At 45.9% G+C, this 21,515-nt stretch carries 21 protein-coding genes; 19 read left to right on the top strand and 2 right to left on the bottom strand.

Translation table 11 applies throughout. The features are described from left to right. Positions 1–373 precede the first annotated feature (373 nt). The 5 genes from C825_RS16345 to C825_RS16325 all read left to right on the top strand — a co-directional run bounded on the left by C825_RS16345 (position 374) and on the right by C825_RS16325 (position 3,810). Positions 374–631 carry a GlsB/YeaQ/YmgE family stress response membrane protein gene (locus tag C825_RS16345; protein WP_007656269.1) on the top strand — a complete coding sequence of 86 codons (258 nt, stop codon included), beginning with the start codon at positions 374–376 and terminating at the stop codon, positions 629–631. 41 nt (positions 632–672) lie between these two features. Beyond that, on the top strand, positions 673–969 hold the full coding sequence (locus C825_RS16340; protein ID WP_007656271.1) for a YtxH domain-containing protein: 297 nt from the start codon (positions 673–675) through the stop codon (positions 967–969). Positions 970–995: 26 nt separating this feature from the next. Then, entirely contained in the window at positions 996–1,976 is a 981-nt protein-coding gene (locus C825_RS16335) for a manganese catalase family protein (RefSeq protein WP_010803257.1), read from the top strand. Positions 1,977–2,100: 124 nt separating this feature from the next. Then, positions 2,101–2,607: an outer membrane protein gene (locus C825_RS16330; protein ID WP_010803256.1), complete on the top strand. Its 507-nt coding sequence runs from the start codon at positions 2,101–2,103 to the stop codon at positions 2,605–2,607. 39 nt (positions 2,608–2,646) lie between these two features. Next, positions 2,647–3,810, top strand: coding sequence for an OmpA family protein (locus C825_RS16325; RefSeq protein ID WP_044214459.1), 1,164 nt, complete (start codon positions 2,647–2,649; stop codon positions 3,808–3,810). Between the two features lie 182 nt (positions 3,811–3,992). Here the strand turns inward: C825_RS16325 and C825_RS16320 are convergent, their stop codons facing one another. After that, positions 3,993–4,283, bottom strand: coding sequence for a YtxH domain-containing protein (locus tag C825_RS16320; RefSeq protein ID WP_007656279.1), 291 nt, complete (start codon positions 4,281–4,283; stop codon positions 3,993–3,995). Between the two features lie 87 nt (positions 4,284–4,370). Further along, entirely contained in the window at positions 4,371–4,946 is a 576-nt protein-coding gene (locus C825_RS16315) for an STM3941 family protein (RefSeq protein WP_010803255.1), read from the bottom strand. 793 nt (positions 4,947–5,739) lie between these two features. Between C825_RS16315 and C825_RS16310 the strand changes: the two genes are divergently transcribed. From C825_RS16310 to C825_RS16245, 14 genes are all read left to right on the top strand, one after another. Then, on the top strand, positions 5,740–6,660 hold the full coding sequence (locus tag C825_RS16310; RefSeq protein ID WP_010803253.1) for a tyrosine-type recombinase/integrase: 921 nt from the start codon (positions 5,740–5,742) through the stop codon (positions 6,658–6,660). A gap of 465 nt (positions 6,661–7,125) precedes the next feature. Then, a complete protein-coding gene (locus C825_RS16305; protein WP_010803252.1) occupies positions 7,126–8,553 on the top strand; it encodes a DUF3575 domain-containing protein in 1,428 nt (475 codons plus the stop codon). A gap of 4 nt (positions 8,554–8,557) precedes the next feature. After that, positions 8,558–9,505 carry a DUF5119 domain-containing protein gene (locus tag C825_RS16300; RefSeq protein ID WP_121719529.1) on the top strand — a complete coding sequence of 316 codons (948 nt, stop codon included), beginning with the start codon at positions 8,558–8,560 and terminating at the stop codon, positions 9,503–9,505. 54 nt (positions 9,506–9,559) lie between these two features. Beyond that, on the top strand, positions 9,560–10,510 hold the full coding sequence (locus tag C825_RS16295; protein ID WP_010803250.1) for a fimbrillin family protein: 951 nt from the start codon (positions 9,560–9,562) through the stop codon (positions 10,508–10,510). Positions 10,511–10,519: 9 nt separating this feature from the next. Then, positions 10,520–11,494: a fimbrillin family protein gene (locus tag C825_RS16290; protein ID WP_010803249.1), complete on the top strand. Its 975-nt coding sequence runs from the start codon at positions 10,520–10,522 to the stop codon at positions 11,492–11,494. A 48-nt stretch (positions 11,495–11,542) separates the two neighbouring features. Further along, entirely contained in the window at positions 11,543–12,859 is a 1,317-nt protein-coding gene (locus C825_RS16285) for a fimbrillin family protein (protein WP_044214639.1), read from the top strand. A 24-nt stretch (positions 12,860–12,883) separates the two neighbouring features. Beyond that, positions 12,884–13,990: a fimbrillin family protein gene (locus C825_RS16280; RefSeq protein ID WP_010803247.1), complete on the top strand. Its 1,107-nt coding sequence runs from the start codon at positions 12,884–12,886 to the stop codon at positions 13,988–13,990. A gap of 48 nt (positions 13,991–14,038) precedes the next feature. Then, entirely contained in the window at positions 14,039–15,214 is a 1,176-nt protein-coding gene (locus tag C825_RS16275) for a fimbrillin family protein (RefSeq protein ID WP_010803246.1), read from the top strand. Positions 15,215–15,239: 25 nt separating this feature from the next. Continuing rightward, entirely contained in the window at positions 15,240–18,080 is a 2,841-nt protein-coding gene (locus C825_RS16270) for a BACON domain-containing protein (protein ID WP_010803245.1), read from the top strand. Positions 18,081–18,429: 349 nt separating this feature from the next. Beyond that, positions 18,430–19,284 (top strand): Rpn family recombination-promoting nuclease/putative transposase, encoded by an 855-nt coding sequence (locus C825_RS16265; protein ID WP_010803244.1) that lies wholly within the window; start codon positions 18,430–18,432, stop codon positions 19,282–19,284. A 97-nt stretch (positions 19,285–19,381) separates the two neighbouring features. Beyond that, on the top strand, positions 19,382–19,663 hold the full coding sequence (locus tag C825_RS16260; RefSeq protein WP_010803243.1) for an HU family DNA-binding protein: 282 nt from the start codon (positions 19,382–19,384) through the stop codon (positions 19,661–19,663). A gap of 102 nt (positions 19,664–19,765) precedes the next feature. After that, positions 19,766–20,251, top strand: coding sequence for a hypothetical protein (locus C825_RS16255; RefSeq protein WP_010803242.1), 486 nt, complete (start codon positions 19,766–19,768; stop codon positions 20,249–20,251). 158 nt (positions 20,252–20,409) lie between these two features. After that, complete coding sequence (locus C825_RS16250) at positions 20,410–20,946, top strand: flavodoxin (RefSeq protein WP_044214637.1); 537 nt, start codon at positions 20,410–20,412, stop codon at positions 20,944–20,946. 6 nt (positions 20,947–20,952) lie between these two features. Beyond that, a complete protein-coding gene (locus C825_RS16245; protein ID WP_010803241.1) occupies positions 20,953–21,513 on the top strand; it encodes a flavin reductase family protein in 561 nt (186 codons plus the stop codon). Positions 21,514–21,515: the final 2 nt, after the last annotated feature.

Here is a 21,515-nt window from a genome sequence, read left to right as displayed (position 1 = left end):
GTTCGAAAAGGAGTATTTATGAAAATAAAAAGATTTATTAAGGTAATTTTAGTTGGACTTAGTCCCGAATTATACCTTACAGTCTGCTTTTTACTAGTACTATATTATGTTCAGTCAAATAACGATAATCTTGAAGCATCTGATTATCGGGTTTGTTGCAGATGTATTGACAGCTATATACAATTTTAGACTAATAAAGGTATATATGTTTCTACTTTCGAAAAAGTCGTTAATTAACATAGCTCTTTCCGAACTATATTTTTACAGATCCTGTTTTTTCTCGTGTATGGTGATAAGTAGAGTTTTTGTCAGGCCTGACGCTTCTACTCGGTGATTTATTTAATTATTTTATTTACATCCTAAATTTTATATTATGAATTTTATTTGGTATATTATTATTGGGATCGTTTCCGGATTTCTTGCCGGAAAGATCATGAATGGTGGAGGTTTCGGGCTCCTCATTAATTTGTTGGTGGGAATCATCGGTGGCGTATTAGGAGGTTGGGTATTCGGCCTGTTAGGTATTGCAACTGCCGGTATCCTGGGCAGTCTTATTACTTCTGTTATAGGGGCTGTCTTACTGCTGTGGATCGTTTCTTTCTTCAGGAAACCTCACAAAGCAGATATTTAATTTATCGTTCTAGTATTAATCGTTTTAAACTTATCAGATTTATGGAAACTAATCATTCAAAATTTTGGATGGGCCTGGGTTTGGGCTCGATTATCGGTGCAGTTGTCTATCATTTCTCTTGCTCTTCAAGAGGCAAACAACTGAAAGAAAAAGTACGTCATGCCTTTCATAAGGCCGGTGATAACGCCGAAGAATTAGTGGATGAAGCAAAAGACAAAGCATTGCAAACCGGAACAAAAGTAGCGGATAAGGTAGCCGACGGTACTTTTAATCTTGCGGAAAAAGCCGATGAGGTGAAGAATAAAGTACATGCTTTTGCAGATAATGCGAAGAAATGATAATGTGTAATTTAAAATATTGAGTTATGTTTTATCATGTAAAAGATTTGCAATATAACGCCAGAGTATCTGCCCCCGATCCACGTTTTGCACGTTTGTTATTAGAGCAGTTCGGCGGGTCGAATGGTGAGTTGAAAGCCGCTATGCAGTATTTTGTACAGGCATTCAGTTGCCGTAATCCTTTCCCGGAAAAGTACGATATGCTGATGGATATCGCGACTGAAGAGTTGGGTCATTTGGAGATTGTAGGTGCAACCATCCAGATGTTGCTGGGACCGGTCAACGGTGAGATGAAAGATGTGGTCGAGAATATGGAAATTAATAAGATGATGAATGGTAGAGCAGCAAAAGAAGATTTTATTCACCAGGCTTATACAAATCCTCATTTCCTGGTTTTGGCCCCCGGTAGCCCGGCGCTGACCGACAGTAACGGGAATCCCTGGAGTGCCACTTACGTCACAGCTAATGCCGAACCGACGGTCGATTTACGGTCGAATCTGGCAGCTGAGTCTCGTGCAAAGATCATGTATGAATATCTTATTCCGTTTACGGATGATCCGTATGTGAAGGAAACTCTCGATTTCCTGATGACCCGTGAAGTTGCCCATTATCAGCAATTCGAAGCTGCTTTGGATTCTATTAAACCCAATTTCCCGCCGGGTATTTTCCAGACTAATCCGAAATATAGCAATCTGTATTTTGATATGTCGAAGGAGGAAGAAGCACGCGGACCGTGGAATGAAGGAAGTAGTACCCAGTTGAAAGAGGAGTGGCAATATATCGATAAGCCCCAGGAATATGTTACTTCCACCGACGGGTTGACTAATGTAACTCCTAAAGGAACCGACCGGACTGAGAAGATGGTAAAAGAGAAGGATGAGAAACTTGCCAAGGAACGGAAGAAAATGATTCTTTCCAAAACTCCGGCAAAGGATATGCAGTGGAGCCATTATCAGCCTGACGGAAACATGAAGAAGAATTCTAAAACGAATAAACATTCCAACTAGGAAGTCTAACATGTTTAAAATCCGATTACCCTGGATTTCATCTATCGGTTGTCATAAGGTAGCTGGCGGTATGTACCAGGGTGATCTTTTATAGGAATAAGTTTTTTAATTAAATTGAATGATCATGAAAAAGTTTATAGGTTTAGTTGTCTTATTGACAATCTCATTAAGTTCATTTGCGCAAAAGGGAGATTTCTCATTATTGGGAAATTTCGGTTATCAAACCGATTTCAAACGTGTTATGATCGGTGCCCAAGGACGTTATAACCTGACGAACCATGTACGTCTGGCCCCCGACCTGATGTTTTTCTTTCCGAAGAATAAGGTGACAGGGTTCGATATCGATGTGAACGCTCATTATGTCTTCAACTTGCATGAAGATAACCTGTCGCTTTATCCGTTAGCCGGTTTTAATCTACAGAATAATTTCCAGGGCAAACAAACCATCAAGGGGGATGATGGTAAAGAAACTACGCTCGATTCACATAGTTCTACCAATTTCGGGTTTAACCTGGGTGCCGGCCTTACCTATAATTTAGATAAACGCAACTTCCTGAATGTCGAGTATAAATATGTATTCGGCAAAGATAACAACTCCGTTATCGCATTTGGTTGGGGATACCGTTTCTAGTAAAAAGATAACTATCGTTTTAAACAAATAGAAAAAGTTATGAATAAAATAATTATATCTATGGCGCTTTTAGGCGTCATGCAGATTTCTTATGCCCAGGAAAAAGAGGGCTATAGTACGGAACCGGCACATAGTGCCACCTTCCTTAAGAACGGGTTTTGGGATAATTGGTTTATCGGAGCCGGTGCCGGTGCGAATATCTATTTCGGCGACAATAATAAGGATGCCGACTTTTTCAACCGTTTTACGGTAACGCCAGAATTCCAGGTCGGCAAATGGATCAGCCCTTATCTAGGTACCCGTATCAAGGCTGCCGGACTGACCAATCTGCATACTTTTAATGATAACGCAAGTATCATGTCACGTAACCGGTATGCCAGTTTTCAGGCGAACCTGATGTGGAGCATTACGGACTATTTCATGAAATACAGTTCCGACCGTGTTTACCGCTTGATCCCTTATGTCGGATTCGGCTGGGCTTTCGGTTGGGATTATGCGAACCAGCCCGAATATGCGATGGGACATACCCGCGATAACAGTATGACACTGAATGCCGGTATTATCAATAATTTCAAATTGTCCAACCGGGTTACCTTGTCTATCGAATTTGCCGCGACAGCTTTGAAAAGCGGATTCAACCAGGTAAAAACCAGCGGTAATTACGATATATTGGGTACGGCTTCCGCTGGTCTGATATTTAACCTGGGAAAGACTGCTACATTCTCGGAAGCGGAACTGAGAAACCCGCTTGAGATCGAAGCGTTAAATAATACGATCAATGAGTTGCATCAGCAGAACCAGTTACTGGCGCAGCGTCCGGTAAGTTGTCCGGAATGTCCGCCGTCGGAGATTATTACTGAAAAGATTGTGGAAACCAATCCTTTGATAAACAATGTTGTCCTGTTTAAGATCAACCAGACGAAAGTCGATCCGTACCAGGGAGTGAACATTTATAATATAGCTCAATATCTGAAAGATAACCCTCAGTTGAAGGTGAAAGTCGTTGGTTATACGGATAAGAAGACCGGCACTGCCACGATCAACGAAAAGTTGTCTGCCGAACGTGCTCAGAACGTGGCCAGAATATTGATCGATGAATATAACATCAGCCGTGATCGAGTGATAGTGGAATGGGTAGGGGACCGTGAACCTCCTTTCGATAAGCCTGAATGGAACCGTGCGGTCATATTGTATGTTGAATAATCGTATATCTCTAAACCGTAACCTTTTCTGAAAAAAGGAGTACCTCGATTAATCAGAGACCTCTTGCAAATTAAGCACTTTTTTAGGGGTACTCACTTGAATTTGATCTGTTATGGGGATCACACAAAAAGGGAGAAGAAATTAAGTTTTCTTCCCCCTTTTACTTTGGTAATCCGGCGAGATCAGTCGAGTTTTTCTTTTATATCCTTTTTGGTTTTGTCGTAACCCTCCTTGATATTCTTTTTCGCCTCTTGTGCATTTTCTTTGACATCTTCTTTGGTGTCGTTCCAGGCATCTTTCACTTTGTCAGCCCCTTTGTCGATCTTGTCCGCAGCTTTGTCCATCGCATGGTCGACAGATTCTTTGGCATTTTCTACTTTGTGATTTACTTTATCCTGGGTTGTCTTGTTACCGCAGGATGCTAATAGCAGGACGACTGTGCCTGCTATTGCTGCTAAAACTAACTTTCTCATTTGTTTAATTGGTATTTAATTAATACTAGTTTTTATAAAACAGAACTGATAAGTGGAAAGTTCTGTTTAAGGTCTGAATATTAACTGTTATAAATGTTTTTCGTTCAACAATTCCTCTCTTTTTTCTGCATTGGCTCTGATCATCTTCTTTATAAATCCGGTTAGTTTCATAGCACTGACTTCATAAAAGCCTATGCGTATAAATATAGCTTTGATTCCGTTTTTCTCATACAGTTTGTCAAAGCGCCAAAACCACGTGGGACGGACGGTGGCCGGTTTATAATCCCTGTCTATCAGAAGACGTATAAAATATTGTCCCCTGTAATAGAATTCATCTGCTCTGAGGATTGCGTCCCATTCGATTTCTTCACGTATATCGGACATTTCCGTGATACCGTTTTCTGTCAGAATAATGTAAGGTTTTCTGTCGAAGTAAGTGCCGATACCGAAAATCAGACATAGAACGGACAAGATAATAAAACTCCAGCCCACCACATAATAATCGGGATGGTGAAGGAAAAGTTTACCGGCAATTGCCAGTAGCAAACTAACTAAAATAAATAGAATGGCCTTACTTCTGGATTTATATATAACTACCTTGTTATCTATACAGGTTTCTGAATCCAATAGTTTCACGGACGACTGTTTTGTGAATGTTTCCATACATATATACATTTAATATTAATACAGGTTGAATAAAAAAAATATCAATTGCCAAATAGAATTGACTGGGTGTATAAATTAAACATTACTAATTCTTTATAGGTTCGGATTTTATTCGGATTGCTAGCAATAATTAACGAAATGACGATAATTTTTTAGAGAGTTTCGATTATCGTTATTCGCAAAATAGAAAATTGTCATTTTGATAATTATCCCTTACATTCCCGGCTCTATTTGGAAACAGGAATGTAGGGGATATTTTTTTGTGTTTCTGCAAGAGTTAAGGTTTGACGTAGAGATATTTGTAGAAGATAAAATGTACATTTAAGTAGGTAATAATAAAATCATCGTAATGATTTTAGAGCTAGTGGCAGAAATAAGACAAAATCAGTTACAATCTGTCACCTGAAAACGGCCTGTCCGGAAAGAGCTTCCAGCCTTGTAAAAGGTGCATTCTCCCGTTTTATCAGGTAATTTCGAAGTAAATTTCCTGATATTTTGTAATGTTAAAAAAATCATTGTAATGACTGATCCGGTTCATTGTGATGAGTGTATGAAGTCATTGTGATGACTTGGTCGGGGCATTACAATGATAGGGAAGAATCATTGTGATGAATTTGAATAAGGGTCGGAATGAAGGTCGAAAATGAGGGTGAAAATAGGAGTTTTCTTTCTAAAACAGACTTTTTGAGAGACTGTGCCGTTAGCGAAAACCGCGAAAACCGAACAATCTGCAAGCCGTGAATGTTTATCTTTATCTTTTTGATTAATAACGATAAAGAAGGAAAAAGTTATGAGAAATAAAGATTTTTGCATACTGATGCTTGAGCAGGAAAAGCAGAAGCGTAGTAACGGGGATGAAAGCACGGCTGATCTGTATCGTGCTACCCGAAATCATTTTGCAGCATTCATTCGTGAGGGAGAAAAGAGCGGGTTGCTGGGGGATGTGACGCAGGATGTTGTACAGGAGTTTGTCTTGTATTTGAAGGGTAAGAAACTGCGTGTGAATTCGGTGAATAGTTATATTAGTAATCTACGGGCGATGTACAACCGTGCCTGCCGAGGGTGGAAAGGGCGGCCTGAGGAACGTCCGTTCGAGGGGATGCAGTTACAACGGGAGGAGACTGTTAAACGGGCGGTTCCGGTGGAAGTGATTAAACAGATGGCTGCACTCGATCTGGAAGAGGAACCGGAGAAAAAGCTGGCGGTGGATATGGCCCTGTTTTCTTTTTTTGCCTGCGGCATGCCCTTTACGGATATCGTTCGTCTGAGCGGGGAGAACCTGGTTGAAGAAGGAAAGGTGTTGTCGTATCGCCGTCAGAAAACCGGAGCGCTGATCGAGATGGAAGTATCGGAGTCAATGCAGCTGCTGATCGATCGTTACAGGCGGGAAGATTCCAAATATCTTTTCCCTGTGCTGGAGGAGGGAGCCACACATGAACAGTATAAACATTGTCTGGCACAGGAAAATCAATATCTGGCAGATGTGCAGGTTTTATTGGGTTTATCTGCAAAGTTGACGACCTATGTTTTCCGCCATAGCTGGGCATCTGCGGCTTATCATCTTGGGATACCGATCGCTATCATCAGCCAGGCCTTGGGGCATTCTTCTGAGAAAATGACACGCATTTACTTGTCTGCTTTTGATGTCGGTAAGGTAGGAGAAGCCAATAAAAAGGTTTCTGAAGGAATAAAGGAACTGATGGCGGCTTAATTTCCCTTATTTATATAATAAGGTCATATACTTCTTTTTCCTCTCATATCCAATCCTTTACGACTAATGGATTTAGCAAAAGAATTTGAATACCCTGCAAACATAGGAAGAATCTAACGGAAAAACAAAGCTTTTGGCCAAAATCCTAAAAAAAACATATGTGATTTGTATTAATTAACAAATATTCCTGCTTGTGACCTTAAAATCATCAAATTCAAAGAATAAGACATAAGGCGGGTGGAGACCGTTGTCTTATAGATATCCGTTTGAAAAAAACTGTTATCGTTTTTACAAGTTTTTACTCCACGAAATACTCCATTAAGACATCAATCCAAAATTATCCGGGGAAAAAATCCATGAAATCTCCCTCGATCCTGAGATGTTCTTTGCCCTTTCCCCTTATTATATAAATAAGGTGATTTTTGGAGGCTGATCAGATAATCAAAAGCTAGTATTGATATAATAATGTATAGGATAAAAATACCATATTGTCATTTCCCGTTGAAAGGAATCTTTCTGTTATTGGTTTTCAGTTTGCTGAAAACGGGTGTAACGGCGCAGACAACGACCTATCATAAGGCGGAATCTTTTTTATTCTCTTTCAAAGGAAACAGCGACCTGTTTCTGGCTGATTATGGCGATAATGCTTACCAATTAGAGCGTATGGGGCAACTTCTGGATGCCTCCCGCAACCGTCTGCTGAAAGGAGACAACCACCTCTTGATCGTTTCACATGTGGATGCTTATGGCTATGAAGAGGATGCGGTGGTGAACGAAGCCTCGCTGCGTGCCAGTCGTATCCGTGCCTATCTGAAAACCCGTTTCGATATCCCTCATGACTGTGTCGCTTTTTACATCGACCGTAGCGGTAGCTATCGCGATCAGATACATATATATAATGTATACCGTCCGCTTCCGTGGTTTGCCAATATGTCGATCCATTACAGTGAGAGCCGTTATCCGATAGCCGTAAAGGCAGCTATCGGTGAGTACGGTGCAATCCCTTATGTTGATTTGTACCGTCGTGGAGAAGCTGGTGGTTACGACCGCGAAGTCTATCGTATCGACGATCCTCTTTTCGACCGTACGGAACTGGAAGATTACCGGCTGGCATCGGTGACGGATACGATTCGTCGTAACGAGAGAGTAGAGCTCTCGGCTATCAATCTGGCAACGACCGTTACAACAAAGGAAGTGGTACGGGTGGTCACAAAGCATAAAGAGAGAACGGATGAAACTGTACCCCCTGAGGGGATAACTCCTGTTGCTCCCGCTGTCAAAAAGAATGCAACACCGATCGAACACAATCCTGTATATCTGGCCGTAAAAACAAACCTTCTTCCCTGGTTTGGCGTAGTTCCTTCAATCCGTTTGGGAACGGGTGAGACGAAAATAGAAACAGGCGCCTTTATGCCTAATCTGGAAGTGGAATGCTGTTTTGCCGGTCGTTGGTCGCTGGCTTTGTCGGGCATGTATTCCGACTTTGCCTATAAAGACAAGACACGCGATAGCTGGTCTGTCTCTGAAATATCCCTCGAACCAGGAATCTGGCTATCCCCTTCGGGAAGGTTTACCGGCCTGCATACGGGGGTGTTTGCCGAGTACGGTGACTTCGATGTACGTGGCGGTGCGATCGATAAGTCTGAGGACATACTTTACGGCCGGACGGGCTGTTTCTGGTCGGCGGGCCTGTCGATGGGGTATCGTTTCTCCCTGGCCGGAGGTTTGGGGATGGGGCTGAGTGTACGTGCCGGTTACCGTTCGGTCTTCGACGGGAAGAAATACCGTTATGACGCGCCGGATGACCGAAATTATTTGGAAACCCATTTTGCTTCGACGGGATTTATGTTGGGACTTCGGATCAGTTTGTCGTACCGTTTTCAAATCAGATAGGAAGATGGAAAGGAATAAAAGAAATAAGAAATATCGTATAATACAACTGATGGGTTGGATGATATATGGCGTATGGACTGTGGCGGTCTTGTCCTGCGCATACCGTATGACGGACGAGGATTGGGAGAAGCACGGCCGGGTGCGGCTACTGCTTCGTCGGGACAATAGCAGCTGTCCGGAGGATATGATGTGGTATTTCTATGCAGAAGGTTCTGCCAGCCCCATTGTCCGTACGGGAGACATAAAGGGGTACGAAGGTACGCTGCCTTCGGGCTGCTACCGGGTGGCTGTCTGCAACAGGGGCTGTACGGGTGTCACGCTTGAAATGGAGAAGGGTTATGAGGAGGCTTGCGGAAGGGCTCAGCGGCTTTCTTCCCTGAAATCTTCATCGGTGCAGATAGCCTGTCCGGGTAACCTGTACGGGGCGGGTTTAGACCTGATCGAGGTGGGCGGCAGAGAAGTCGTGGCAAAGGAATTGTCTGCGGTGAATCTTGTACGTACATTGGAAATGAATATAAAAGTCACAGGAGGGGAAAAGGGAGATGTCGCTGCGGCGGTTTTGTCCGGGAGGTTGACCGGTGTTTCGTCACGGGTTCATATACCTTCCGGCAAGCCGCTGTTCGATACGCCGGCCTTTATGACGTTCGAGCCGGAAGAAGTCAGTCCGGGAGTTTATACATCGACCCTGAGCCTGTTCGGATTGTCCGCGGGTGAGGAAGAGAAGGAGAGCAAAGGCACCGTCGACCTTTCCCTAACGATGACACTGGCAGACGGAAAGGAAATCACTTCATCTACGGATATAACTGAGGAGGTGAAAGAGGCATTCACCGTCGGAGTTACGACACATGTGATACTGGATCTGGTTGTCCGCTATGATGAAATGTCCGGTTTGACGATCACGCTGAAGGAGTGGAAACCGGGCAGCGGCGGTTCGGGTGTGGTGACTCCCTGAACCGAAATGAAAACGATAGTAATAGCAATAATAACGATAAAACACTGGTATAATATGGAAAGAGGAAAATTATTGATCATGAGTCTGTTGGCGACAGCCTTCTTCGGCAGTTGCACCAACACGGAAGAGCCGGTGACGGATGGAACGGCTGAAGCAATAGAGGTGAATGCCGGAATAGCGGAGGCTACCCGTGCGGTGATCGGTGGCGGCTATACGAATGACCTGGAAGTGTCGTTTGCCCGTTTGGATAATCCCGGTACAGCTGGCGCTGCGTGGACCTCTATCGACGCAGTCCGTACAGGTGGTGCGGGTAATACGGCGCTGACTTTTGAACCGGAACAAACCTATTTGGCAGAAGAGGGAGAGTCTGTCCTGATTGGTTATTATCCCCGCAAGGAACCGAGTGGAACCACCAACCCCGCCAGCGTCACTTACACCATAACGGGTGATGAGGACATCATGGCGACAGGTGTGCAGACCGGTTCGCTGGTCGATAAGTTCGAGACTTTTACTTTCAGCCATCTGCTAACCCAGTTACAGTTCAAGTGCGTGGGTTCAGCCGGTGCGATCAGCAAATGGACGGCGGTCGCTTCCATTAAAGTAAAAAATGTAGCCACGGGATTGAAGCTATCGCTGGATAAAACAAGCGGAGCCAAACTGACGATCACGGGTACAACAGACCAGACACTGACAGTTAAGAACTGTCCCTCTACGATCTCGGCCCTGGATGCCGAAACTTCGCCGACCGGTTATCTGATGCTTTACCCGACGACCAATATGGGAACAGTAAGTGCCCCCATCAGTCTGGAAGTAAAAGGAACATATGATGGGAATGCGAAAACCCTGAACGTCACAGTCTCGAATATCGGTGAAGGGGTGAAAGCTGGCTATTCGCATCTGATCACGCTCACCTTTACGGAGGACGGTAAAATAGCGGTAGAATCCGGTATCGCCCCGTGGCAGCCGGGTAATGGCGGCAGTACAATAGTAACCCCCGGAGAGTAATTTTCAGAGATGAATAACCTTAAAGTCATAGTATTAGCATCAGTCGCTATCCTTTGGGGCCTTACCGCCTGTTCGGACAGCGATCCTACACCGCTTCCGGTTCCCGAAACGGCGGTTTGCCTGGAAGGTGCGATCGGAGCGTCGACGCGCGGGATAATCGGCTCGGGTTATGAACAGGATCTGAAAGTGAACTTTGCCCGTCAAGATGAGTCGGCGGTTTTAACGGGTACATATGGTAGGTGGGCTGTGCATAAGGCTGTGCGTCAGGGTGGAAGGGGGAACCGCCCGATTGTATTTGCCGAGTTGCAGTCGTACCCGGCGGATGGCCGTCATATCCGCCTGCACGGTTATTATCCGGTGGAGGGGGAGCCGACAACCGATGCAGGAACGGACAAAGTAACCTTCCGCATAGACGGAACGACGGATATCATGGCAACGGGAATCCTCGTGGGAAACGGCTATGTTCCGGTGACGACCTGTACGTTCCGTCACTTGCTGACTCAGGTCCGCTTGGTCTGTTACAGTGACCGAGTCGATGCATGGGGAACGATACAAACGATCGAGGCGGCAGATGTACATACCCGTCAGGAACTGGATTTGTCAGCGGAAACGCCCCGTCTGGCGGATATATCTGTGGCGGAAGATATAAAGAATCTCCCGGTGCAGGATATTGCCGGTCTGCTAATCCCGCAGGTCGCGTCCGACGGATCGCCTCCCGAGGCACAAGGCTATCTCCTTCTTCCGGCATCCCCGGTGAATGGAACGGCAGATCATCCGCTCCATCTTCGGATCACGACAACGAAAGACGGCAATGGCAACCTGAAAGAAACCCTCTCGAACGTCTTTGTCCGTATAGAGGGCGGTTTTGAAATCGGCAAAAGCCATATCGTTTCGCTCTTTTTTACCAGAGCTGCCAACATACAAACCACATATGTCAGTGTGGAGGCGTGGACGGAGGATGAACAGGGTGAGATGCCTATATGATAAAATATGAATGAATAACAGGAAATAAAACTTTTAAAACAAATGAAAATGAAAACGATCACGACAAAGTGGGCCATGCTGATAGCCCTTGTGACAGCGTTCAGCTGTACGGAAACAGAGACAGGAATAGAGCCGGAACCGGGTGGCGGTGACGGCCAGGTGGCACTGGGTATCAACCCGAACCTGAAGGTGGATGCCGGACTGAAATCGACAACCAAAGCGGTGGTAAGCGGTAGTGCGATTACCTATACCGATTATGATACGGCTCCCGGCCTGGGTGTTGTGGTAACCAGTTCGGATGCAATCGGCTGGTATTCTCCCGATGTATCGAGTTCAGGTTATACAGGCCATCATGTATGGTATATAGGGGATGTCAAAGGGGAGAACTGGATTTCCATCGAAAGCAAAGGTCTTAGTTATGACCCCAAAAACGAAAAACCTTACTATCTGACGGAAACAGTAGGAAAGGTGTATGCTTATTATCCGTATGATGAAAATGCACTGAGTAGCCTGTCAAATATTTCGGGTGAAGGCAGTCTTAAAATCCCGGTAAGCGTATTGGCTAGCGGCGATATAGATGCAGCGACAAATAATGCGAATAAAATCTGGAATAGTAGTAATGGCTCATGGGGTAATAATAACGCGGCAAACAGGGCGATAAACCTGTCTGATACGGACGAAAAAGATTACCTGTATTTTGCCGCTGAAGGAGGCGGCCGTTATGTGAACAACGGTCGTGCCAAAAATCAGACACCTTTCGATCCGGAGCAAGGTCCGAAAAATACCGATGCCGACAATCCCGGTTATCTGATCAACCTGGATATGAAGCATGCGATGGCGATGGTTTCCTTCCGCGTGTACGACGGCGGAAATCTGAGTAGTAATGATGTGAAATTTACAAAGTTCGTGATAAAGAATCATGATGGGAGTTCCAATAGTTACATCAAGACCGGAAATGGCAAGATGTTGCTGTCAGACGGAACAATAAGCGATAACACGTCAACCGGTACCCTGACCCGTAACATCACAAACTACATCCTGATGAAACAGATCAAAGACGGAGTACAAAGCGATAAGGCCTTTATCGAGAATAAATCGACTCTCAACGGACAGTTGGTATCCAAAAAAGTCAGCGCAATCGTGTATCCGGTCACCAGTTTCGGAGAAAACGAAATAGATGTGGTCATCACTCTTCAGGAAGGTGGAAATACACCGGTAGACTATACCGTTACCCTGCCTGCTTATCAGTGGCCGGCAGGAACCAATTGCATCTATACCTTCTCAGCCGGCCGTAACAAGTTGACAGTAATGGATGTAACGGTGACAGAGTGGGAGGAAGACGAACCGGACGATATCCCATTGTAATACATCACTTAAAAAACAAATCCCATGAAACAGTTCTTATCGCGTTTAGTGCCTGTATTTTTGTTCCTGTGTGCAGCCTGCACAGAGGCGGATATCGTTTCGCCGGTGCCTGATGGTGGCGAAGCGGAAGAGGGTGTTCCTTTTCGAGTGAAGAACCTGGGCATGTGGATGGAGGTGGAATCGAGAAGTGTCGTGACAGGCGGCCCCGGACAAACGGATAGAAACCCGAACCCGCTGACACAGGTGGGGGTATGTGTCACGAAAGAGAGCGGCGGTGTGGTAAGTTTGTACAACACCAGCATCAAAAGCCAGCAGTTCGTGTATAGTGCTGCCAGTACCCCTCCTTCCTGGAAACCTGCGGAAGGGGAGGAACCGCTTCTGTTGTACACCGAAAAAGGAACGGTATACGGCTATGTGCCTGCTGAAAAGAGTGTTTCGCTCACGGGTACTCCGAAAGTTCCTTTGATGAGTGGAATAAAGGTGTTGGATAAACAGAAATTCTACTTTTCAGATGGTAACAATATAGTGGATGCCGCTACCGATGTGCAGTGGGAAACCGATCAGGAGGATTACCTGTATTGCATGGCTGCGGCTGAGGTAGACCGTTGGCATCCGGAAGTATCGCTCGAGATGCAGCATGCGCTCTCGAAGGTGAGCTTCCGGGTCCTGGAAGAGGGCTCGGCTTTTGCCGGTTGCTATGTTGAAAAGGTGGTGCTCAAAAGTAATGGGGAGTTAAAAAAATGCACGTCCGCCAGGCTGAACCTGGCAACGGGTGAGGTGGAAGGGACACTGACGGCGGTGGATCAACTGGTTTTTACCGCGGGCGGGGATACGCGTGCCGTAGGCGGGGAGCCGGGAGAAACGACGACGAACGTCCCGGTGCAGGCCTTCGGGTTGGTGATTCCGGTCAGTGGCGTGAATGTGACATTGGAACTGACGTTCGACGACGGGCGTACCTTTACGATGAAACCGTCCGTAGCGGGTGAAGGCCCCGGCAGCTTTACAGCCGACTGGAAAAAGGGATACAACTATACCTACAACCTCCGCATGCAGCCGCAGGGTATAGAGCTGGCAGAAGTGAAAGTGGCGGCCTGGAACGACGGCGGGGCGTATGACGTACCGATGGAGTGAGTCTTGTCACTTATTGAAACAAAGAATTAGAACACAAAGGAAATCGAAATGAAACGGGATCGAATACAGTTATATCTGATTGTTCTGCTGGTCGGTGGTTTGCTGGCCGGATGCACGGCAGGGACTGTGGAAGATGTCGTGCCGGAAGCGAGTCGCCCGGTGGAACTTCATTTCAGTAAACCGGACCTGGGAACCCCGGTCCTTCTGAGCCGTGCGGGGGAGGAGGCTGCCGTTCCTGCGGCATCTGCAACACCGCTGCCCGAAGGGGCTACGGTGCGCATCTGCGGCTACCTGCGCGGTGAGGAGGGGACGGCTACAGCCGAGGTTCCTTTCTCTACTGCGCAACCATCGTTTGAAGCGACCTATGTGGTGGAAAAGGACGGTTCTTTGTCGCCTTGCCTGGCGGATGATACAGGGGGGCAGCTTCCCGGCACTGCCGGCGAACTGGTCGTCAGGGGAGGCGTTTACGATTTCTATGCCGTTTCACCGGCACGTCGGCTGGAAAAAGATGCGCAAGGGAGGTATGTGATGACGGCAATCCCGCATAAGGAGGATGTGATGACCTCTTTTGCCCGTGGGGTGTCCGTTTCGCGTTCCTCGCGTGTGGTCACGCTGGAAACTTTCCGCAGGCAATGCGCCCTTTTGGTGTTCAATGTCGCCCCTTCACCGGAGAATGCGCTTCCATTCGATGAGCTATATGGAACCAGGCTGGAACTGAGTCATATCTCTGTCTCCGGTGCGACTCTGATAGCGGGGGAGGATACGGGAATCCTTCCGACGGGCGGAGAGAATAAAGCGGAGGCGACCGTGGTGTTTGAAAGTGGGGAATTTGTCGTGGTGGAAGCGGGTTCCGATCCGGATGGTATGGGCCTGAATAAAACGACGGGCATCGTCCTACCCAAAAACGACCGTCCTTTCGGAGTGGAAATCGATGTACAAAGGAATCATGAAACGGCGACCCTGAAAGCGACCATAGACCAACCGATCACTTTCGATGCAGGCAAGCGGTACGTCTTCACGCTGGAAGTAAAGAATGACGAAAGCTGTCTGAATCTGAAAATAATAGCCTGGAATGCCATTTCCTTTTCCGACGGCGAGGTAGGTGCTCCCCCCGGCGGTTCTTATCCCGACCCGGATATCCAGGAGGGGATCGGAACGACGATCACGGTGGCCCGGTGGACAAAGATAGAGTGGAGCGACACAGATGTCGGAGGAGGAGAATAATTGAAACAATTAAAAACGAAATACAATGGAACGAATCGGTAAAACCGGAATGTGGGTGTGGTTGCTGTTGTTGGCGGTGAGTTGTACGCGGACGGAGGTGGAGGAAAAGGATTTACCACCCCATCCGGCGAAAGAGGTGGAAGCCGTTTTTAACCTGAACGTGCTGGCTAACCGCCCCCTGCAAACACGCAGCATCACTTTTACTCCGGAAGGAACGTTCGAAATCGACTCGATTGCGCCGGGCATCACGGATTCGGTCGCAACCAGATCGGCAGTCGCCTTGACAGAGGGGGATGAGAGCCTGATCTCCCAACTATGGGTCGGGCAGTATGATGCATCAGGCAACCGGGTATTCAGCCAATACATTTCGCCTGTGACCGGAACGACGGTGAACCTGAGGCTGAAAGAGAGCGGAGAAGCCACGCACCATGTCTGGTTTGTTGCCAATTGCGACGATTTGGGTGAGATCGCTACGGAAACGGTATTAAAAGAGCATATATTTACGTATACCTCTACCGCAGAGGGATTACCTGAGAATCGTTTGTGCGGCATGACGGGAATGTGGTCGGGTGTGATCCGGGATAACGGTGTGGAGAGTATAGGTGTCGATATGACCCGGACGGTGGCAAAGATATCGTTTAGCTATTTGATCGGTGGAGATGGTTTCAGTTTCAAACCTTCCTCAGTAAAGCTGAAATCGGTGCCGGATAAAATACGTATGGAAGAAACGACAACTCAATTAACCGATGTAACATATGGAGAATATACCGGCGAATCCAGTGCCGACGGAGCGACGATGCATTGGTATCTACCGGAAAACCGGGCAGGTGTAGTAACCGGTGAAAACGCCGCCACGTCTGAAAAGGAGAAAACAGGCCGGGGAGTGAGCAATGCCACTTGCATAGAACTGACGGGAACGGCTGTACAGGGCGGTGTCACTTACGAACACGTCACCTTCCGTTTCTTCCCGGGCAGTACCGATATGAATGATTACAATATCAAACGCAACCATTATTATACGATGAGTGTGACGTTGAAGGGAATAGACGTCACCGACCAACGCATCACGGTGGGGACAATCCCGCCGATCGATACCGGTGGCTTGCAACCGATGCCTGCGGGTAAAGGCGGCACGACCGGGTTGCAGGTCACTGCCCGCCCGGGAGATGAGTGGACAATCAAGTTACCGAATTGGCTTTCGGCATTGCTTAACGACAACATCCCGGTAGGATATGGGGCTAATATAATTCACCAGGGCCCTGCAAAGATTGTTTTCAAGGCAGAAACGGCCAATCCGACCGCCCAGCAGCGCTCATTTTCTTTTCAGATGAACGTAACCGGCGAGGAACAAAATATTAAAATCGTACAGGAAGGATCGACCTTGAATGTAGGCAGCGCCATTTCGTTGGAAGCCGCTTCCGGTTCGGAAGGTCAATCATCATTTACCCTCACAAAAGGACTAAACTGGCGTGCTCTTTTATCCGACGGTTGGCTGAGTTGGGCGTCAGGCGATCTGGCCACCAGCGGTGATGAAGCCACAGGAGGGGAACAAATCCTAAAAGTCAAAGCGGCTTCCAGTAACCCGTATGCATCAGCACGAACGGGTAGCATAACGGTAGAAGGAGGTGAAATCGGTAAGGATGCCGGTCTGAAAAAGACAATCTCTGTGTCACAGGCGGAATCCACGATCACTTGCCCCACCCAGCCGGTAGAGATAAGTGCGGAGGGAGCAAACGACGCCTCTTCATTTTTTACCGCGACTTCCGATTTGCCGTGGAAAACAGCCGTGACGGAACCGAACGGCTGGCTTACTTTGACCGGTCAAACGACGGGTACAACAACGACAAATCCTCAAAATGTTGTTTTTAATGTTCCTGTCAATCCCAATTCCGAGGAACGTACGGGTGCAATAATAGTCCGTGTGGGAGATGAATCCAAAGGGCCGAACGGAGAAATCACGGTTATTCAGAAAGAGTCTGCCTTGTCAGTCGATGAAGATAAAACTATTCCTGCAATAGCTTCATTGGATAATACCTTTATTTTCAAGGCAACTAAGGGTTTGTCCTGGTCTGTTTCCGAAGAGATGGATTGGCTGACCTTGTTGGGGACAACCGACGGAACAAATAATACGACCGGTTCCGATCAAACGATTACATATAGTGTATTAATTAATCCGAATGAATCCGCCCGTAACGGCAATATTGAGGTCAAAGCAGGTAATATCTCGAAAAGCATAACAGTCGAACAAGCCGGTTCTACTTTTAGTGCTACTGGTGGCGAGGAGAAAATAGCTACAACCGGCGGGACAACTACCGGCTCGGTAAAGGCAACTAGCGGTTTGGCGTGGACTATAACTCCTGAAACCGATAATGATATCACCGTAAGCCCAACTAGTGGTAGTGGTGATGTTACATTGGAGTTTTCAGCTTCAGATAATGCCGGTAGTGAACGTATGGGAACATTTATTGTATCGTTGGATGCTAATCAGGAGCGTACGATCACGATAACCGCAACGCAAACGGGAAAAGATACAGGAGCTTATATTGGAAATCTTCAGGTTTGTTTGACTGATGAAGATAGCAGTAATTTCGGTACTGCTAGTACTAATTGTAGTAAATCAACAAAAGAAGGTAAGACTGGTTGGCGTTTACCTACTAAAGATGAATTGATCATCATGAGTAATAATAAGAATACGTTGCAGTCCATGAGTGATTTTACTGCGTTCGTGGGCGGGTACTACAGGAGTAGTACGGTTGACAATCGATATAGTAATGCTCATTTTGTCTATAACATTCTTGGCAATTCCGAATCTCCAGGATTCGATCACGTCATCTACCCTGTTCGGTGTGTCCGGAATAAAGACTGATCTATTTGAGTGTACGCAGTTAACTTAACAAAAGATGATGGTCTATATTGCGAAGTTTGGAGGGCATTAGAATACCCCTATAACAGGGAGCGTAGAAATTGGTTCATCGGTAAAGAGTGTTCAGGCATATTTACCCAACCGCGCTCCGGCGCTTCTCCACAACGGTGGAGGTATTGAACAGAAGAACGAAAAGGCAGCGGTGAGAGAACCGTGTCAGATATAGAGTTTAAAAGCGATCTTTGACATATTGAGGGTTTGAAGAAAAAATAGTAAGGCTACAGTCCGGCGAAATTGCCCGGGATTGATTACATTTGCATATACATTGTAAATAAACTAATCGTATAGCCTTATGAAAGATAATTATATCCGTTTCGACTGGGCGATCAAGCGCCTGTTGCGTCAGAAAGCCAATTTCGGCGTGCTGGAAGGTTTTTTGTCTGTGTTGCTGGACGAAAAGGTGGAGATCATCGAATTGCTGGAGAGCGAAAGCAACCAGCTGGCTATCGACGATAAATTCAACCGTGTAGACATCAAGGCTAAAAACAGCAAGGGTGAGATCATCATCGTGGAAGTACAGAACACGCGCGAACTTACATTCCTCGAGCGTATCCTCTACGGTGTAGCGAAGGCTATCACGGAGCATATATCTTTGGGTAGCAGCTACTACGAAGTGAAAAAGATTTACTCCGTAAGTATCCTTTACTTCGATATCGGAAAGGGTAGCGATTACCTGTACCACGGTCAGAATATCTTCACGGGTGTACATACGGGCGATCGTCTGGAAGTGAGTGTCAAGGAGAAAGACGCCCTGGTTCATAAGCTCCCGGCAGAGATATTTCCGGAATACTACCTGATTCGTGTAAACGAGTTCAACCAGGTAGCCGTTACCCCGCTAGAAGAGTGGATCGAATATCTGAAAGACGGCACGATCCGTGCGGATACAACAGCTCCCGGCCTGAGCGAAGCTCGCGAAAAGTTACTCTACTACAACATGAGCGACGAGGAACGCCGTGCTTACGATGAACACCTGAGCGACATCATGATCCAAAACGATGCACTGGAAGGGGCAAAGCTGGAAGGACGTGCTGAAGGCCGCATGGAAGGCCGTGCGGAAATTGCCGCCAATATGAAAAAACAGGGGTGGGACATTCAGCAGATTGTACAAATAACCGGTTTGACTTCCGAAGAAATCGAAAAACTGTAACATACCTTGTAAGACTTTTTTCTTCAAACCCTCAATATCTTGATCGAAAAGATATTGAGGGCTTTTTTATGCCTTTACAAAATAAATACAACAGATTATGAACAAAGCAGATTTTATCAGTAAACTAGCTGTGGAGATGAATATTTCGCAACAGCAATCACGTCAATTTATGAAAGCCTTTCAGGTAGTGTTAACAGAAGCAATGAAACAGGATAGTCCTGTTATGCTTCAGGGTTTCGGTACTTTTACTCCGTGGTCGCAAAAAGAGCGTATCGGCCGTAATCCCCATACCGGTATCTCTTGTGCAATACCGGCACGTACGAGTGTCAAGTTTAAACCCGGGAAGTTTTTGCTTAGAGATTTAAACCCATCCAAATAGAGAGCAGGTGGAGACACAGATGTTTTTAGCTATTATGTGTCTCCACTTGCTTCTGTTTTTTTGATTTCCCTCAATTATTTATTAACGCCTATTAGATATATCATGAAGAAACAAAACAAATTAGAGGCCTTATTCCCCAACGGAAAAGTGCCGGAAGCGAAGGATTTTAACCGTAGCCTTGACGAAATGTCAAAAGAAGGCCGTAACCATTTACGTGAAAAGATTTATAAAATTGCATTTACCGTATGGTCAACCTTGCCTAAAAAACATCAGAAGTTTATTGAAGAAGTTATTGTCCATGATCGGCAGTCATATGTTGACTTTATGCAACAAAGGACAGTCATGGCCTGTCTGCGTTGTCCCCTTCGTTTTCCTGTCTTGTTTATCCGTATGCTGCATTTGACTGAAGTTGTTGAACGGACTGCGCAAACCTCTATAAATCATATCGCAATGTCTGTTCTGATTTGTTTTCAGATTTGCGGAAAGATCGGTACGCTGGCCGGGCATATCGGCAAAGGGGAGATTACCTATGAAGAGGTGCTGGTGTTGGCGGGGAAGATGACGGTGGTGGAGTTTTGTGGAGGGTGAGGAGCTATTGAAAAATAAATAATAATACAATCGTATATGCTGGCGGTTTACGATCAGTAATTTGGGTTAGATAATCAGTGATTTATATACTTTTATATTGGATACTATTCTGTAATTTTGTGTCATAACAATAAAAATAAGAATTACATATGACAACAATGAAAGTTAAAGGTATGATTATGGTAGTGATCATGATGTTATGTATCCCCATAAATGCACAGACGCAAAGTGATAAGACATTGGTTGCTTATTTTTCGGCAACAGGAACAACGGAGAAAGCAGCAAAGTTGATTGTAGAAGTTACAGGTGGAACGCTCTACGAAATACAACCTGAAAAAGAATACGTCACTGCTGATTTGGATTGGCATGACAAGTCTTCACGTAGCAGTGTGGAGATGTCAAATGCTAAATCACGTCCTGCGTTAAAATCTAAACCGGAGAATCTTGCAGATTACGATATCATTTATATAGGTTTCCCTATTTGGTGGAATTCAGCTCCGAGAATCATCAATACTTTTATTGAAAGCGGTGATTTTGCAGGTAAAATGATTATTCCGTTTGCAACATCGGGGAGCAGCAGTATTTCTAATGCAGAAAAAGAGCTACAGGAAACCTATCCTGATATGAAGTGGCAGAAGGGCCGACTTCTGAACGGTGCGACGAAGGAAGATATTAAGAAATGGACTAAAAAATAAATTATTATGAGAAAGAATTTTGGGGCAAAGCCCTTTACTTATCCGCAGCCGGTGTTTATTATCGCTGCTTATGATGAAAATGGTACTCCTAATGCTATGAATGCCGCCTGGGGTGGTATCAGCGAAATGCATGAAATTAGTATTTGTATCAGTGAGGGACATAAAACGACTGCAAATATCCTGAAGCGTAAGGCTTTTACCGTGAGTATGGCAGAGGCCGGACAGGTGGTTGCCTGTGATTACGTGGGTATTGTTTCCGGTAATAAAGTATCGGATAAATTTGCTCGTGCAGGTTTCCATGCGACTCGTTCGGAGTTTGTGGATGCACCGTTGATCGACGAATTATCCGTTGTGCTGGAATGTAAATTGAAAGATTATAATCCTGAAACCTGTATTTTGCGAGGTGAAATAATAAATGTAAGCGTGGATGAACGTGTTCTCGACGAAAGCGGAAAAGTAGATGTATCCAAAGTGTCTCCCATCATATTCGACCCGTTCAATAACGATTACCTGGAAGTGGGTAAAAAGGTAGGTAATGCCTTTTCGGATGGTAAGAGATTGAAATAAGG

It is taken from the genome of Parabacteroides sp. ASF519 (assembly GCF_000364265.2).
Lineage (GTDB): Bacteria > Bacteroidota > Bacteroidia > Bacteroidales > Tannerellaceae > Parabacteroides > Parabacteroides goldsteinii.
This window is presented reverse-complemented; position numbering and strand designations above follow the sequence as displayed.